The 14,375-nt window shown below is 45.8% G+C and carries 26 protein-coding genes; 25 read left to right on the top strand and 1 reads right to left on the bottom strand.

Annotated features, from left to right (window positions below; all coding sequences use genetic code 11):
- The first annotated feature begins 54 nt into the window (after positions 1–54).
- Genes ACOGW3_RS05880 through ACOGW3_RS05865 form a run of 4 tightly spaced genes read left to right on the top strand, consistent with a single transcriptional unit; the run spans position 55 to position 3,504 of the window.
- Complete coding sequence (locus tag ACOGW3_RS05880) at positions 55–543, top strand: hypothetical protein (protein ID WP_419902114.1); 489 nt, start codon at positions 55–57, stop codon at positions 541–543.
- On the top strand, positions 540–2,975 hold the full coding sequence (locus ACOGW3_RS05875) for a phage/plasmid primase, P4 family (protein ID WP_419902113.1): 2,436 nt from the start codon (positions 540–542) through the stop codon (positions 2,973–2,975). The genes ACOGW3_RS05880 and ACOGW3_RS05875 overlap by 4 nt, the downstream gene beginning before the upstream one ends.
- Entirely contained in the window at positions 2,939–3,073 is a 135-nt protein-coding gene (locus tag ACOGW3_RS05870) for a hypothetical protein (RefSeq protein WP_419902112.1), read from the top strand. Before ACOGW3_RS05875 ends, ACOGW3_RS05870 begins: the two co-directional genes overlap by 37 nt.
- A gap of 50 nt (positions 3,074–3,123) precedes the next feature.
- Positions 3,124–3,504 (top strand): hypothetical protein, encoded by a 381-nt coding sequence (locus ACOGW3_RS05865; RefSeq protein ID WP_419902111.1) that lies wholly within the window; start codon positions 3,124–3,126, stop codon positions 3,502–3,504.
- A gap of 15 nt (positions 3,505–3,519) precedes the next feature.
- Here ACOGW3_RS05865 and ACOGW3_RS05860 read toward each other — a convergent pair whose 3' ends face one another.
- Entirely contained in the window at positions 3,520–3,825 is a 306-nt protein-coding gene (locus ACOGW3_RS05860) for a hypothetical protein (RefSeq protein ID WP_419902110.1), read from the bottom strand.
- Positions 3,826–4,209: 384 nt separating this feature from the next.
- Here ACOGW3_RS05860 and ACOGW3_RS05855 point away from each other — a divergent pair, with 384 nt between their 5' ends.
- From ACOGW3_RS05855 to ACOGW3_RS05755, 21 genes are all read left to right on the top strand, one after another.
- Complete coding sequence (locus tag ACOGW3_RS05855; protein WP_419902109.1) at positions 4,210–5,079, top strand: hypothetical protein; 870 nt, start codon at positions 4,210–4,212, stop codon at positions 5,077–5,079.
- Between the two features lie 171 nt (positions 5,080–5,250).
- Positions 5,251–5,385: a hypothetical protein gene (locus ACOGW3_RS05850; RefSeq protein ID WP_419902108.1), complete on the top strand. Its 135-nt coding sequence runs from the start codon at positions 5,251–5,253 to the stop codon at positions 5,383–5,385.
- 226 nt (positions 5,386–5,611) lie between these two features.
- On the top strand, positions 5,612–5,812 hold the full coding sequence (locus ACOGW3_RS05845; protein ID WP_419902107.1) for a hypothetical protein: 201 nt from the start codon (positions 5,612–5,614) through the stop codon (positions 5,810–5,812).
- A complete protein-coding gene (locus ACOGW3_RS05840; protein WP_419902106.1) occupies positions 5,799–6,059 on the top strand; it encodes a hypothetical protein in 261 nt (86 codons plus the stop codon). The genes ACOGW3_RS05845 and ACOGW3_RS05840 overlap by 14 nt, the downstream gene beginning before the upstream one ends.
- Before the next feature lie 348 nt (positions 6,060–6,407).
- On the top strand, positions 6,408–7,265 hold the full coding sequence (locus tag ACOGW3_RS05835) for a hypothetical protein (protein ID WP_419902105.1): 858 nt from the start codon (positions 6,408–6,410) through the stop codon (positions 7,263–7,265).
- Positions 7,266–7,319: 54 nt separating this feature from the next.
- Complete coding sequence (locus tag ACOGW3_RS05830; RefSeq protein WP_419902104.1) at positions 7,320–7,511, top strand: hypothetical protein; 192 nt, start codon at positions 7,320–7,322, stop codon at positions 7,509–7,511.
- Positions 7,508–8,524: a DUF551 domain-containing protein gene (locus tag ACOGW3_RS05825; RefSeq protein ID WP_419902103.1), complete on the top strand. Its 1,017-nt coding sequence runs from the start codon at positions 7,508–7,510 to the stop codon at positions 8,522–8,524. Before ACOGW3_RS05830 ends, ACOGW3_RS05825 begins: the two co-directional genes overlap by 4 nt.
- A 147-nt stretch (positions 8,525–8,671) precedes the next feature.
- A complete protein-coding gene (locus ACOGW3_RS05820; protein ID WP_419902102.1) occupies positions 8,672–8,983 on the top strand; it encodes a hypothetical protein in 312 nt (103 codons plus the stop codon).
- Positions 8,980–9,387, top strand: a complete 408-nt coding sequence (locus ACOGW3_RS05815; RefSeq protein ID WP_419902101.1) for a hypothetical protein — start codon at positions 8,980–8,982, stop codon at positions 9,385–9,387. The genes ACOGW3_RS05820 and ACOGW3_RS05815 overlap by 4 nt, the downstream gene beginning before the upstream one ends.
- On the top strand, positions 9,384–9,623 hold the full coding sequence (locus ACOGW3_RS05810; RefSeq protein WP_419902100.1) for a hypothetical protein: 240 nt from the start codon (positions 9,384–9,386) through the stop codon (positions 9,621–9,623). The genes ACOGW3_RS05815 and ACOGW3_RS05810 overlap by 4 nt, the downstream gene beginning before the upstream one ends.
- 580 nt (positions 9,624–10,203) lie before the next feature.
- Complete coding sequence (locus ACOGW3_RS05805) at positions 10,204–10,656, top strand: helix-turn-helix domain-containing protein (protein ID WP_419902099.1); 453 nt, start codon at positions 10,204–10,206, stop codon at positions 10,654–10,656.
- 47 nt (positions 10,657–10,703) lie between these two features.
- The gene (locus ACOGW3_RS05800; protein WP_419902098.1) at positions 10,704–11,075 is read left to right on the top strand and encodes a hypothetical protein; all 372 of its coding nucleotides are present in this window, start codon (positions 10,704–10,706) and stop codon (positions 11,073–11,075) included.
- Complete coding sequence (locus tag ACOGW3_RS05795; protein WP_419902097.1) at positions 11,072–11,413, top strand: hypothetical protein; 342 nt, start codon at positions 11,072–11,074, stop codon at positions 11,411–11,413. The genes ACOGW3_RS05800 and ACOGW3_RS05795 overlap by 4 nt, the downstream gene beginning before the upstream one ends.
- Complete coding sequence (locus ACOGW3_RS05790; RefSeq protein ID WP_419902096.1) at positions 11,406–11,726, top strand: hypothetical protein; 321 nt, start codon at positions 11,406–11,408, stop codon at positions 11,724–11,726. Before ACOGW3_RS05795 ends, ACOGW3_RS05790 begins: the two co-directional genes overlap by 8 nt.
- Positions 11,723–12,328 carry a hypothetical protein gene (locus ACOGW3_RS05785; protein WP_419902095.1) on the top strand — a complete coding sequence of 202 codons (606 nt, stop codon included), beginning with the start codon at positions 11,723–11,725 and terminating at the stop codon, positions 12,326–12,328. Before ACOGW3_RS05790 ends, ACOGW3_RS05785 begins: the two co-directional genes overlap by 4 nt.
- Before the next feature lie 9 nt (positions 12,329–12,337).
- A complete protein-coding gene (locus tag ACOGW3_RS05780) occupies positions 12,338–12,574 on the top strand; it encodes a hypothetical protein (protein WP_419902094.1) in 237 nt (78 codons plus the stop codon).
- A 46-nt stretch (positions 12,575–12,620) separates the two neighbouring features.
- Positions 12,621–12,851, top strand: coding sequence for a hypothetical protein (locus ACOGW3_RS05775; RefSeq protein WP_419902093.1), 231 nt, complete (start codon positions 12,621–12,623; stop codon positions 12,849–12,851).
- Positions 12,852–12,893: 42 nt separating this feature from the next.
- Complete coding sequence (locus ACOGW3_RS05770) at positions 12,894–13,313, top strand: hypothetical protein (RefSeq protein WP_419902092.1); 420 nt, start codon at positions 12,894–12,896, stop codon at positions 13,311–13,313.
- Positions 13,310–13,555, top strand: a complete 246-nt coding sequence (locus ACOGW3_RS05765; RefSeq protein WP_419902091.1) for a hypothetical protein — start codon at positions 13,310–13,312, stop codon at positions 13,553–13,555. The genes ACOGW3_RS05770 and ACOGW3_RS05765 overlap by 4 nt, the downstream gene beginning before the upstream one ends.
- 272 nt (positions 13,556–13,827) lie before the next feature.
- Entirely contained in the window at positions 13,828–14,043 is a 216-nt protein-coding gene (locus ACOGW3_RS05760; RefSeq protein WP_419902090.1) for a hypothetical protein, read from the top strand.
- Positions 14,027–14,347: a hypothetical protein gene (locus ACOGW3_RS05755; RefSeq protein ID WP_419902089.1), complete on the top strand. Its 321-nt coding sequence runs from the start codon at positions 14,027–14,029 to the stop codon at positions 14,345–14,347. The genes ACOGW3_RS05760 and ACOGW3_RS05755 overlap by 17 nt, the downstream gene beginning before the upstream one ends.
- The last annotated feature ends 28 nt before the right edge of the window (positions 14,348–14,375 follow it).

Genomic DNA, 14,375 nt, shown 5'->3' with positions numbered 1-14,375 from the left:
CCGTTTTATTTTACTACTATTACTTACTCAACCCAAAACTGAGAGGGTCATATAGTGAGTGACGTTTTTTATCCTGAGCTTGGTGAAAATGACGCGTGGAAAGTTAATACAGCGGTCAATGCAGCCAAAGCGGATGGATCATATCTAAGTAGTTCTGAGTGTCCGTATGATGCTGAGACGATTGCAATCCTTAAGGATCTTATTGGATCTGAGGAGGCAGTCGCCTCCTCAGATATCTCCGAGTTAACCGAGGCTAGTATCGACGATATTAATCTCGAAGACGAAGTTGTCGGTCTTCTTTTGGGCTTGAAAAAGTTTAAAGAGGAGCTTCAGAATTCAGACAAAACTGAAATGAATTCTTACTACCGTCTAACTGTTCCTCTAATTGAAAAACTTGTTGTTCTTAAAGAAAGAGCTTCCGGCATTAACGAGGTTAACGCCTTTACTCAGGCCGTACTTACTGTGATGGAAGATGAACTTTCTCCAGATCAAGCAACAACGATTATTTCCCGCTTAAAAGGTGTAATTGGAGAGAAAGCATGACGCAAAATTCTGTTTTTGGATCAGTTGCTGCTGATTATTACGCTGCTGGTCTCCCTGTTATTCCTCTTTACCATCAAGACAAGCGTCCTATACCTGGGGATTGGTCGAGATTTCATGATCGTCTACCTACCCCAGAGGAGCAGGCGTCATGGTTGCAACGTCAACCACACGCGAATATTGGCCTCGTTTTAGGTGAAAAGTCGGGCATTTGTGTTGTTGATATTGATACTGAAGATGAAAGTATAAAGGAACTCATTCTTAAACAACTTCCATCATCACCTTGGTGTCGTGTTGGTAAGAAAGGAATGGTCCTCGCTTACAGGTACAATCCTTCTTTCTCAACGTTTCGAATAAAAGATATATCCGGAGCGACTTTGGTTGAGGTGCTATCATCTCGGACCCAAGTTGTTTTACCTCCATCAATCCATCCGGAGACGAAGCGACCTTATGAAGCAAATGTCGAGCTTCTCAGTGTAATTGATCAACTACCAGTGCTCGATAGTGAAATAGAAGCCATCTTGCGTGGGGCGTTTAAGACGGCTGATATAGAGTTATCTCACTCTGGGTGGACGAAGACGACTGAATGGACGCCGTCGGGGGCTCGGGATGTCCAGATGACCCGGGTGGCCGGACTTTGGGCTTACGGAGTGATGCGTGGAGAACTTCCACTGCTTGAAGCTATTGAGCGAATGAAGGCTTGGTACTCGACCTGTACTGAGAAGGTTGCCGGTGATGATGTCGATATTGATAAAGGCATTCAAAACGTCGTGAAATTCGTCCTCCGTGACGTAATTGATCGCGGTAAAATTCTACCTCCACAATGGGATGAGGGTCTTACTGACGAAATTAAGGAGCAGATGGGGCTCAAATTCGACAAGGATCACGTCGAGTGGGAGTTTGCGGAGCTTAAAAAGTATCTTCAAACTCAATTCGAGACCTATAAGCCCGACACTCAGGAGCGAATGGATGCTATTGAGTACGTTTTGAAGAAGCTTTCCCAGTCTAAAATGATGTCTACGTTGGAGAAGGATCGTATTATTCAATACATCGTTGATGCTTCAATGATGGGCTTGAAAAAGGGATCTATTACTCAACGGATTAAAGAGCTGGAAGCTGGTGAAATTGCTGGTACTGATCACACTCAAATCGCTCAAGCTGTTATCAAAGATTTTGAGGACATCACTCCACTTCGATATCACGGTGAGAAGTTCTGGGCTTGGCAGGGATCTCATTGGGAAGAAAAGCCAGAGATTGAGATCCTTCGACATATTGCTGATCGATATGGTTTCCTACCGGCTGCTAAACGAAATTCAGATCATGGTGGGATCATGAGGACAATGAAGTCTCTCGTTCCCCAGGAGCTTAAAACTTTCAATGTGTATGGGGTGAACTTTGCCAACGGTGTTCTCGCTCAAAATATGAAGCTGAGGCCTCACGATCCTTCGTTTGGTATGACCTACACCCTACCTTTCAGGTACTTACCTGAGCTTTCTGGTAAAGCGTTCAAGTTTCAGGAGTTCCTTGAGAAGTCTTGGGGACACTGTGACGACTACAAAGAGAGGGTTATGGCTCTGCAAGAGGCGCTTTGTTCGACGATTTTTGGCATTGGTCCCTCACTACAGCGAGCTATTTTACTCTACGGACCTCCAAAATCCGGTAAATCCCAACTACTGGTTATCGCTCAATCGTTGGTACCAGATAGTGCTCGGTCTGCCTGTCCTCCTGAAAATTGGAACGACACCTTCTCACCAGCTCAGATGCATCAAAAGTTGATCAATGTCTGCGGTGAACTGTCAGATAAACGGCCTATTGACGGGCGCCAGTTTAAAAAGATTGTTAGTGGTGAGGAGATGGAGGCTCAACATAAGGGGAAGCAGATCTTCAGGTTCAATCCGGTCTGTACGCATTGGTTTGCTTCTAATCACTTACCTCGGACTGATGATACTTCCTCAGGCTTTAATCGTCGTTGGTTGGCTCTTTGTTTTGACAAGGTGATACATAAAGATGAGAGAGTTCTCGATTTTGGGGACACTTTGGTTGCTGAAGAGCGTGAGGCAATTGTCGCCTGGGCGGTTGAAGCTCTCCCTCGGGTCTTGAGTGAGAGAGAATATACACTTCCTCCTTCCCATACTGAGACAATGGAGGAAGTGGCAACACTGAATAATAGTATGCGTTTTTTTATCCAAGAAAGCGCGATGGTGAAGATCGTTTCAGACAAGACTTCTCCGAGCATGTCCGAGAAGATCCTTTACGAAAAGTACTACTCTTTTTGTCTCGGGGTGGGGGATGCAAGGCCTGTTGGGCTGAAGCCTTTCAGAAGCGGGATGAAGGAACTCAGCCTAGAACTCGGGTTTGGTCAGAAACTGACGCGGAACGTGAGAACGGGGGCGAGGGAGTGTTTTTACGATGGGCTCATACCTGTGGGAAAATAGAGGGTGAAGTCGAGATAAATGCTCTTGATATACGCCGAGAACTCCAGGAACTAGATGTGCATGAACTTGTTGATGGTGAAATTACGGAGAAGTATTGACGTAGTCACCTATATTGTGTACCTTTATGTACTATTTTTTGGAGTAAGTTATGGAATTAGCAGCAATAAATACTGTGAAGATATTGATAGATGATGAAGACGAGGACAAGTTGTCAGGTTGGCAACTTGTTCGGACAGTGGACAATACTATCGAATGTCATAATTCCAGCGGGGTTAAATCCCTATCCGAGGTTCTGAGTATTGGAAATCTAAGAGCTCGTAAAACTACATGGTGGGATTGGAGGAGGGGGAGTACTGTTCCTCCAATGGGGCGTCCGACAGGGAACGGCCATAAACCCGCCTCTAGGTATAAGGGGATATCCAGGCATCGCGATAAGTGGAGGGTTGCGTTTAAAGGGCAATCCTACTACGGGTTTGAAAGTGAAGATCAAGCCTATCAGAAACTGAAAGAACTTAAGGCTGAGATTTAAATCTCAGCCTTTTCTTTAACATCTAATTTTTGCTTGTCCGTTTGCTGGATCGATAGATATGAAATCGACGACCTTACATCCTGTCGCTTTCTCCACAGCGAGTATCTGATCCTGTTTCATAGCGAAGGCGTCGTTTACAACTCGCACCCCACTGTTCCACACATCAGCGCGATCACTAGTTCTCTGAATTACACCATAAGAATTACCTGCAACCTGTACCGACACCTTATCCGGATTGGCTGCTCGCTCTAAGGCACTATTAGCGCAACCTGTGAGGGTCGCTATCAGGATCAGAGGCAGGTATCGGCTCGGTTTCAGCATGTAGGGGTGCTCCTATCGGTAGAAATGGTGCGCGTACTGTACCTCATATAGGTATGTACTAGTACCTAAAATTTCAAAAATTTAACTGATAGGGGGGAGGGGTGAGGACCCACCCCTGCCATTATGTATAGACATAAAAAGATAGTACCCTTCTTTAATTCGTTTTACCTATCACTTAATAGGAATAAACTATTGTACATTGTAGGTATAATTTAGTACATTAAATGTAGAAGTTAAGTAGTTAAGTAAGTGTTGTTTGAACTGTGAATACCCCGCCACCTTTGCGCCACGGCCACTAGTACGGCCTGCGCTAGAGACGCCACCAGTATGTCTTTCAGGGTTCAGGGTATTACGTAATACAATCCGATAAAGGATCATATAAAAATGTTAAACTCTTTCAATAAGTTAGACCTAAACAAAGCAACCGCAACTGATAAAGCTACTGCTTTGCAAACAGATTTAAAAGTGGCTGTATCTGGTATTAATACAGCTGATAAAGCGATTGAAAAAATTAAGAATGAATTAGGCGCAACCAAAGAAAACAAAACTTCTTTCGGTGCGACTATTGCTTACATTTCTTTTGTTGCTTCTTTCCACGACGTAGCGGAAAAACTGCAAAGCCAAGTGAAGGAAAATAGCGATTATAAAGCGGCAAAATTACCTTGGTCACAAGGTAAGCGCACATATGAAGAACTAAACAACGGCCTTTCTATTTCTGGTAAAGATAAGTGGACTATTAAAGAGCTTTCTTGCCCTACAATCTCTAAAGAAAATATTCCAGATATTGCCGCTGGACTGGCTAACTTCACTATTCCAGCCCTTCAGAAAGCTATTAGCGAACATATGAAGGCTATTAAGGATCAGCAAGCGGAACAAGCAGAACAGGCCGCTATTGAACAGGACCAGACCAAGGCCTTGATAGAGTTGGCCCTCTCAAAATCTAACCCTGATAATTTAACAGTGGTTGACGTTCTGGACCACGGGAATAAGGCGACTTCTCTTGTGAGAATGGCTCAACTAATTGAACAGGGACAAGGCCTTTTTGAGGTAGCGGAACAGGAAAAGGAACAGGCCGCGATTGCAGAAACTGCTTATGATGCAGTTAAGGCCTTACTATCAAGCGATAATAAACAGGCGATTGCAGATATTACAGCCCTTCTTTCCAGCCATGAACGGGCGCTGATGGATCAAAAAGCGGCCACTGGGAAAGTATTACGTAATACCAAGAAACAAGGCGAGAAAGTCGCCGCTTAACCCCCCCCTGATCCCTAGGCGAGTAAAATCGTCTGGGGGTCCCCCCATCTTTCGTATTACGTAATACCAGCTCAATCGGCCTCCGCTAAAGGAACTGGCCCAGAAAATGATTGAGCGATTTTAAGAAGTCCAAAACCAGAAATACCAATCCAATCCGTGAAGGATCAACCAATGGAAAATCTCTTAGGTCAACTGCTGGTAACGCCAGCCCCTGAACCCATGACTGAACAGGAAGTGATTGCTTGGGCAATTGGTATCCTGCTCACGACGCTGGCTGGCGCAATCTTCGTCCACCACGCTGGCTAGGTATTACGTAATACCAGCTCAATTCAATCCGGGAGGATCTTATGCCAAACCATAGAAACCGAGAACTTTGTACCGAGGCGCTAGAGAGAGCGGCCCAGTTCGAAGCTGAGGGAAATTACCCTCAAGCCATTAAAGATTATAATCTGGCTTGCGCCCTGAGCCAATCAGTGAAAGTGCGCCAGGGTTGCCGAACCCTTGCAGAATTTAATGAACGGAGGATGCACTCATGCTCCGGTTAGTTTTCGCAGCCCTTGGCCTGATCCCGTTGCTGGTTCTATTTCGTCATCTCTTCACCACCCTTGAGTTTGTTCAGGGGCTGGCGGGAGGGGCTCACTGGATCGCAATTATTCCGATCCTGGGCATGATCACGGTTCTGGTTCTAATCCTCCGAGTACTCAAATATGGAATGCGTCATGATCACAGTTGAATACCCCTTTCGGGGCCAAGTGGTATCAAAGACATTGGATGTTGAGCGAGATCAAAGGGACCAATTAGAGCTGGAAGCCAGTTTTTGGACCAGTCGTCATCGTGCTTTTCGCCGCGTCCAGAAGGTGGACGGTATGGGAGGTGAACCTGAAAAATGGGAAATTACCCGTAAAGAGGGTATGGATCGGGAACGTGGCCAGAGAGCTATCCAGAAATTGCGACGATTGAAGTTGGAAATAGGAGGTTGATTAGAGATGGATCGGAGGTCGATCTGGACCGGGCGGGATGCTTAAGCCATTGAAATCACGAAGCTTTGACCACAATGGTGCTCGAAATCGTCCTCGAATTTCATTTTACCCCTGTGTATCACTATCCCTGTTTATTTATTATAGGAAAGTTAAATATAGTATAATTAAAAAAGAATATAGAAGTTGAACTGGGGGTGCGATAAACGGAGGTAAAACTATTTTATCTTTTCGAGTATACTATACTTGGTATTTTACCCACTTGTGTGGTCAAAAGTATTACGTAATACTCACTTCCAATCCATAACAGGATCATACACTAAAGTAATCCAATCCGAAAGGATCTTATTCATGGCTAGACCAGCCAAATCCCCTTGGTTGCGGGTGCTCGACAAGCTCGACGTCCCCCACAAGGACCTACTCAAAAACTTGGAAAATCATCCCGACGATTTACGTTGTCCGGACCTGAAATTCATCCCTGAGCCCAAGCGGAAAGAGATCATCAATTCCCCTTGGATCTGGACGGGTAAGATGGCCACTGTGGTGTCCAGAGCGACGCGTCAAATTAAATCACGACGCTTCTCTAAAGTTCGTCTTGCAGCAACTGTCAACTCCAGAAGCTACCCCCGAACCACCATCCCAATGACTGAGGTCTCACCTAACCTTGAACCTCACATTTTCAACATCCGCAAGGGCTCCGGAACCATTCAAGTCCACAAGTTCGTATTCCTGCACCTGTGCGGGAACATCCCCGAGAACTACCAACTACGTTTCAAAAAGAACCACATCGCCAACACCTACGACCTGAACCCCACACGCTGGACCCGTTTCAAGCCTCAGTCGCTGGAAAACATCCTGTCCGAGGAGAACCAAGAGTTCCTTGAGGAGGAAGATACAGTAGTACCCGAAGCCGAGGGCCTAACAACGCTCGAAGACGGTACTCAACAACTCTCCGAGGCCGACTTCGAGGACCTGCTCGAGTGCATGGAAATGGAATGTGAAAACTACGGGAACTTCAGATCCTTCGAAGACTTCACTAATCGCCTCGACGAGCTCCTGGACGACGTGCCGGAAAACGAACTGCAACGACTATGGGAGGTCTCCGGACACCAAAAACGCCTGCAACCACTCCTTATAAACGAAGGAACTGAATTCGTAGTCCCGAAGAGCTGGGCAGAGGGAAGGGAGCTCCTACCCCCAAAAGAATGAATTCTAGAAGGTATTACGTAATACACCAACACTCCAATCCGAGAGGATCTTATCATGTATTCATACAAGCTTCACAACGCCAGCAATGGTTGGTGGTACACTCTTCACCTCAACAACGGTGATCCCCGCATCATCTCACCTGTATATCCAACACGAGCTGAAGCGACGCAAAGAGCTGAAACGATCATCAGCACCCTGCCTAAGCCTCAGAACCAAAACCTGAAAAAGAAACAGGTGGCGGCATGAGCCAAGACAAGGTCATCCGCCGTCTTATCAACGCGCTCCAACCCTTTGCGGAGCGCCGCGAGACTATCACCGACTACGTCTGTCACAGTGGTCTAACCTCCGTCGATAAATGCTGTAGATGTTCTCGAGCAATAGAAGCAACGGCAGCAATCGAAGAAGCTGAGCAGCTTCCGCCTAGCTTCCAAGCTGGTGTTGATAGTTGGATGGAGGCCTGTTTCGGAAGTGAGATCAGTAAAGATCGGATTGAACGTAATCATCGCTTCTTAGAAGAGGCGTTAGAGCTGGTTCAATCTACTGGATGTACCAGTTCTGAAGCCCATCAATTAGTTGACTATGTCTTCAACCGACCGGTCGGGGAATTGTCGCAGGAAGTAGGTGGAGTGATTGTAACTTTAGCTGCGTTATGTAGTGCCAACGACACCAACTTGGAACAAAACGGTTGGACTGAGTTGGAGCGAATTTGGGAAAAGAAGAACCAAATTCGAGCTAAACAAGCAGCTAAACCTAAACACTCCCCTTTGCCAGAAGATCCATTCGAGAACTCGGAAGAATTCGTCGATGAGTACAAGTGCATGATCAGCCCTAAGGACGATGAGGAACTTAGGGAAATCGGTGAGCTCAGGGAGAATAAGAAACTCCAAAATCTTCAAGCTCAACAGAACGATCTGCTGAAGGCTCTGCAGAAAATCTCGCTGGTAGAATTAAACGCGGATGAGCTCGCTAAGGCGTTATTCCGATGTGGGGATATCGCCAACGAAGCCCTCTCACAGTCCGACCAAGGTATGGAGCCAAGCCCATGGCAACCGATAGAGACTGCGCCGAAGGATGGAACGCATGTTTTAGTCATGACCGACAAAGGCTATTTCGCCGTCGCCTACCCTTACCAACGCAAAGGTTCGAGATGCTATAATTGGGATGCTGTAGGTCAAGATAGGGACAGTTACACAGACGGTAACTGCCTCGACGGAGAACCCACCCACTGGATGCCTCTACCACCAGCACCGGAGGGTTAATAATGTCTCATAAACGATCTTACGCAATTGAAGACATTCAGAACCAACCTGATCGGAAGTTCCTAGTCCTCAGATCCGACGGCTACAGCGTCTGGTGGTTCGAATGTCGCAGTAAGAAGGCAGCTGTCCGACGTGGAGAGCACTGGCTTGAAACCGGAACTGGTCAGACTGTTCCCATTAACTGGAGACCTACTCGTGACCGAACGTAAAATTCTAATTAACCCTCTCTCGTTTGGGATGAACATTCTCACAGCTGAGGCGATACTTAGATCCGAAGCTGAAGCCGCTGATGTAGTTACCGTGGAGGTGGAAATTGATGCTTTAAATCATCTGGTACTAGACCTTCCACCTCCATCACTTCCGAAGCCTTGTCGCGAGCTTTCCCCTTTAGTTTTGAAGGACGATCACGACAAGAAGAGGTTCCGCCCCAGAGACAGCTACAGGAGGAAAGGCCGATGACCGAAACACCTGTAATAATCAGTATGGATAAACAGTACGAAACCCTCGACGGTGATCCTGTCCGTATCATATGCGTTGACGGTCCCAATCCTGATTGCCCTGTAATCGGATCAGTCGAAGGCTCAGGATGTGCCGATTTCTGGACAGCTGAAGGTGAGTTCTATCACGCCGAGGTAGAAGGAGAGTACGCACGTCTCCTCAAGCTTGTTGAATGTGTACCCCGTATTCAACGAAAGGGATATCTCAACATCTTCGACGATAGTAAAACGACAATTTTCTACGCTTCTAAAGAGTTGGCTGACAAGTGTCATCTCATCCCCAATTTAGAAAATCGTTCTGAAACATTAATCCGTATAGCCTGCGTCGAAGTAGAAATCGACTGTCGGGAGGGAGATGGACTATGAGCTTCCTCGAAACCATGCAGTGGATCATCTTCTGGACTGAAATCGGAGGTGCTCTCAGCATCCTCTGGTTAGCTGGCGCCATTCTCTACTGGTTGGGTGGCTGGGGCTGGAAGCCTAAGCCCAACAGCAGCAGCTTCAGACACTACCAAAACATGGCAGCAGTCATCTTGGCTTGGCCTGTATTCCTGATCGCGTCTCAAATCTATGAGTACTACGAAGGAAGGAAGACCTCATGAATAAACGAGAAAGAGAGGCTTTAGCCGAGATTGTAGCCGAGATGCGAGACGGTCTATGTGCAACTCATGAGACAAGCGTTTTTGCTCAGAGGTTAATTGGAGAGTTTCCATCTATCGATCTTGAATTCGATAACTGTTTACAACTTTCGTATCGTATTACACACAGGCTACGAAACCATATGTTGGAGCAGATAGACGCTCAATGGCCCATATTAAACGCTGGCCATCCAGATAAACCTAAGCTCACTGAGATATATGAGTATTTTCGAAAGATCGACGAGACACTCTTTGCAGCTACTTCTGACTTCTATGAGGAACTTGGTTACGAAGGAGTTTCATCTTGGTTATTGCTAGACCGAGGATGGCAAAACGACCACACATGGATCAAATGTGTTTCGGAATACTCTGACCTATATCGAGTAGCAGGGTATAGACCCGCGACCTAACAGTAGCTCGCCCTTCAATTCGGCTTCTGGGGCAGGCTCCAGATGTGCCATATCGTGAGACTGGCATGGGGGCGAGCTTCTATTACGTCGTATTACGTAATACCTAAGACCAATACAATCCAAAGGAACATATTATGAAAAAGAACCCGAACCCGAACGGAAAAATTAAAGGTCAACCTAACGCTGTTGACGTTTATATCGGCAAGCAAATCCGAACTGCTCGTACTTTCAAAGGCATGTCGCAGGGGGAGCTGGGACGGTTAATGGGCCTCACTTTCCAACAGATCCAGAAATACGAACAGGGCGCCAACCGAGTATCCGGAGCTCGCATCGTCGATCTATGTCGCGTCTTAGATGAAGTGCCAGATTATTTTTTATCAGATATACCTAAAGAGGTGATGGAACAGTCTCCTGGTTACATCACATTTAAAGAAAATGTGGAACCTATAAACATTGAGAAACCGGACTTTAACAGACGAGAGACCATGGAATTGGTGAAGGCTTACTACAATCTACCGTTTCACGTTCGCCACTCAATGTTATTGACAATTAAAGCTGCAGGAAAAACGCAGGCTGAGGTTGCCTAAGACCAATCCGAGAGGATCGCACGACCAATCCGAGAAGGATCAATACAATGCTAATATTCAGCTGCGACGAGACCCGTCGTATCTTTGCGAACACCCTGCGTCACGAACTGAAGATGAAAGAGACGCTATATAAAATGGGTGTTGATAGTGGAAATTATCAATTTGCCTATAAATCCCGCAAGACGGCGGATAGCGAACGATGGTTATCTAAACTGGTCGAGAACCAGTTCCTATATCCCGCCAAAGAAGACCATCACCTCGAACTGAAGTTGATAGATAATAAAGTCGTCAACCTTGACGGTAAGAAAGTCGCTTGGGAATTTAGCGCCTTAGTCAAAGTTGATGAGGAAGTCAAAATGGAAGGGGCTTGGGTCAATCACGGGTCTTTAGCCTGCCCTATCTGGAGTAGCCACTCATGAGCAACGTCTTCAGACCTACCCTTTGTGTCTGTTGTGGATCTAAATTAAGCGAACATGGACACGCTGATGAATTCACTACTGATGATGATGAGACAGTTACACGCTTGATAACTTGTAACGTATGTGATCGTTCTTGGAATGAAGAATTCGATCTGGCGCGTTTGACTGTTAACTCCCATGGGGAAATACCTCAAACCCCTATGCAAGCTCTTATTTCTGCTTCTGAAGGACTACTCAATTTTTTCGAAGGTTATGAGAAAGATCACAACGTAAAGTTAAAGGAGTTTTCAAATCTAGGTGAGGCGATAGTTAGAGCAAAGGAGCAATCCAATGAGTAGTAATGCCGACCAAACCCCTGGAATGGATATCCAAGACGTAATCACCGCAATGTGCCTCTGGGAAGCCCACCTAGAAATTTATGATGAAGCGGGAACAAATCCTATATGTCAATTTCGAAGTGACCTCGGTGCTAATCAAACACGCGAGGCATTAGCCGAACTAGCTCCAGCTTGTAACGCTTTATGGCATGAGCTGAATGGTTGGGAGAAATGGGACACCCTCGACTGGCATTTCTGTCCTGATTTTATCCTCGAAATCACAATGCAAGACGGCGAATTAGTCGCCCCTAAAACCTTGGAGCCAAGTACATGATTAACGTGAACGCAAAACTGCTGGCGGCTGTTTCCCTAGCTCAATCAACAGATAAAACCCGCTACTACATATGCGGAGTATATTTTGAGAACGGCCTGATGGCCGCTACCGACGGTAATATTTTCACTTGCGCGCAGGAGGAAACAGGTCTGGAAGCAGGCCAAGGTGCGATCCTGCCAATTAGTAAAAAGGTACAAACTGCAGCGAAGAAGTCCAACGCCTCAACAGTGGAAATAGACGATGGCGTCATTAAGGTACTCGACGGACACCACAATATCCTTCACATGGAACCGGTGAAAGAGATAGACGGCACCTACCCTAATTTTAGACATATTGTGCCCGATATAAAAGGTCTCACATCCTCCGGGGCCTTCAACGTTCCCATCCTCGACCATATTAAGGATGTAGCCAAGATACTAACCCCCAGTCGGAATAAACTTACACCGGTTTGGATCGTAGGTGATAATGCAACAGACGCTCATATCGCACGATACGGAGCATCTGAAAAAATATTCTCCGTCGTTATGCCAGTGAATATGAAGGTGAAGGGAGAGGAAGCTTTCGCCAGTACGGGAAAACCAGATTGGTTTGCTGCAGCTTAGGAGAAACTTATGAATACCTTCGGCATCTATCGTCCGGGCGATTACGCCTCGGCACAAGAAGCAGCAGATAGTGGAGCGATGTACGCTCTTGATCATTCAATGCTTCAAGACCCGAGCCAAGACATAAATAAGACAACCAGTATCGTTTTAGCAACCTTAATAGCTGCAGGTCGTTGTGTTAATCACGACGAAACCACCCTCGCCCTCGCCTTACAACGTGAAGGCTCTTGGTATTCGTGGGGATAACGCCCTTTCATTCCTTAGTTGGAACTTATTAACAGGAGTAACTCTCATGTACTCAATCCGCAAAGACGTAAAAATTGGTAACGGTTTCAAATATCGCGTGAAGGTCAAAGCCTTTAAACACTCGGACGATATGCACAGTTTCCTGAATAAACAGGACAATAATGACTGGAAAGTAATGTCCACCCCCGTCAAGTCGGGAACCTATGTAGAGCGAGGTATTCCAGGTGAACTCATCAATGTGAAGTCTATCGACCCTAGTGCTTTAGCCCACATGTAGAAATTCCAGCCCAATTCTAATTCAATCCGTAAGGATCATATCATGTCTAAAACACTACGTGTCACACTCGAATTCCCTCTAGAGGATCTCGATCCAGATCAGCGAGAGCGTTTAGCTGTAGAAGCTAATCTTGATGTAGAAGATCAACCGTCCTTGGAGGACGCCAGTCCTCACGATATTGCAGACCTTATGGTCAACATCGGTAGTTATGATGACTTCTTTGCAGGGTCTGATCTCTACCTGGAGATGGGCGAGGGAACAGTCGTAGCAGCAAATTTTGTAGGAGAGCTAATAACTGGTCATCACTCTCCACTACCTTGGACCTACCATAATATAGCCTCTTCCGTGAACGCTTCAGGTCGCCACGATTGGATTGAGGACGCTGACACAAACATTGTTACCGAACATATCGGTCACCTTGATGGTCCTTTAATTGTTGAAGCGGTGAATAAGAAATCATGACCATCCTAGCTGAGACCCAGGATTATCTCGTCGAATACGAAACCGGTCTTCTCACCATTGCCAGATACAGCGATGGCCATTGTATTGGTTTTAAAGGTCGACGAGTTGCCGGAGAATTCAGGGATTGTCTTAAAACACATTCACCTGAGAGGGTTGTTGAAACCTTTATAAAAGCAGCAGGTCCCAATCCTAAATGGGGACCTCTGTATAAACCTCATAAAATGCCTAGAGGTATTACGTAATACCCATCCAATCCGAGAGGATCTTATTATGAAGAAATTAACACCGGCTCAGAAGGAGAAACGAGCCCGAGACCGTAAGAAGTATAAACGTCAACACTTTGAACTTGTCGATAGGGGGGATAATTGTTCAACTCCCGATGCTCGGAAGTTTTACTACGATAAGGCCCAAGTGGCCTACGAGAAGTATAAGGCAGCAGGTGGTAGAGATTGGGAGACATACTGATGGAAGTAAGAGTTTGGATGTACTAGTATTCCTGAGAAATGGAGGCGTCATGTCAAAAAAGATTGAGGAAATTACAATATACGAAACTGGCCCAGATCCTGAAGCTTTAGTCAGGTTCAATAAGGTAATCGTTGATTTCCAGAGAGTTTTTAATCAGTTTTCTACTTCGGCAGCTGACGTTTCCAAAGCTATGAGCAGGTTGAGATTTCCACCTTTATCTATACCTAAAACCAAACAGGTTGATGAAAATGAAGATAAAGCCTGAAGACTATGAAATTTTAAAGAATTTTATAGAAAAAGCCATCAACTGTAATCCGAATGTTGAAGCCTACTATTTCTCTAATTTCTATCAACCTCGGGAGTTTAGAGAAGCTATGTTGTACGCCTCAAAAATAAGAATAACTGACGGACTAGAAGAAGGTGATCTTCATCTATATGCCTATTTAAATGACGACCATATCGACACGGCTCTTCGATCAATCTTCAGAGAGAATGGATTTACCTGGGCAGCGATGAAAAAAGATGATCGTACTCCTGGCGAACTCCGACCAATAAAGGATATTATTTAACGGGAGACTAGTCTCCACCCTAATCCGT

The organism is Kiloniella sp., assembly GCF_965205715.1.
Classification (GTDB): domain Bacteria; phylum Pseudomonadota; class Alphaproteobacteria; order Kiloniellales; family Kiloniellaceae; genus Kiloniella.
The sequence above is the reverse complement of the archived record's forward strand: the minus strand, read 5'-3'. Positions and strand labels throughout refer to the sequence as shown.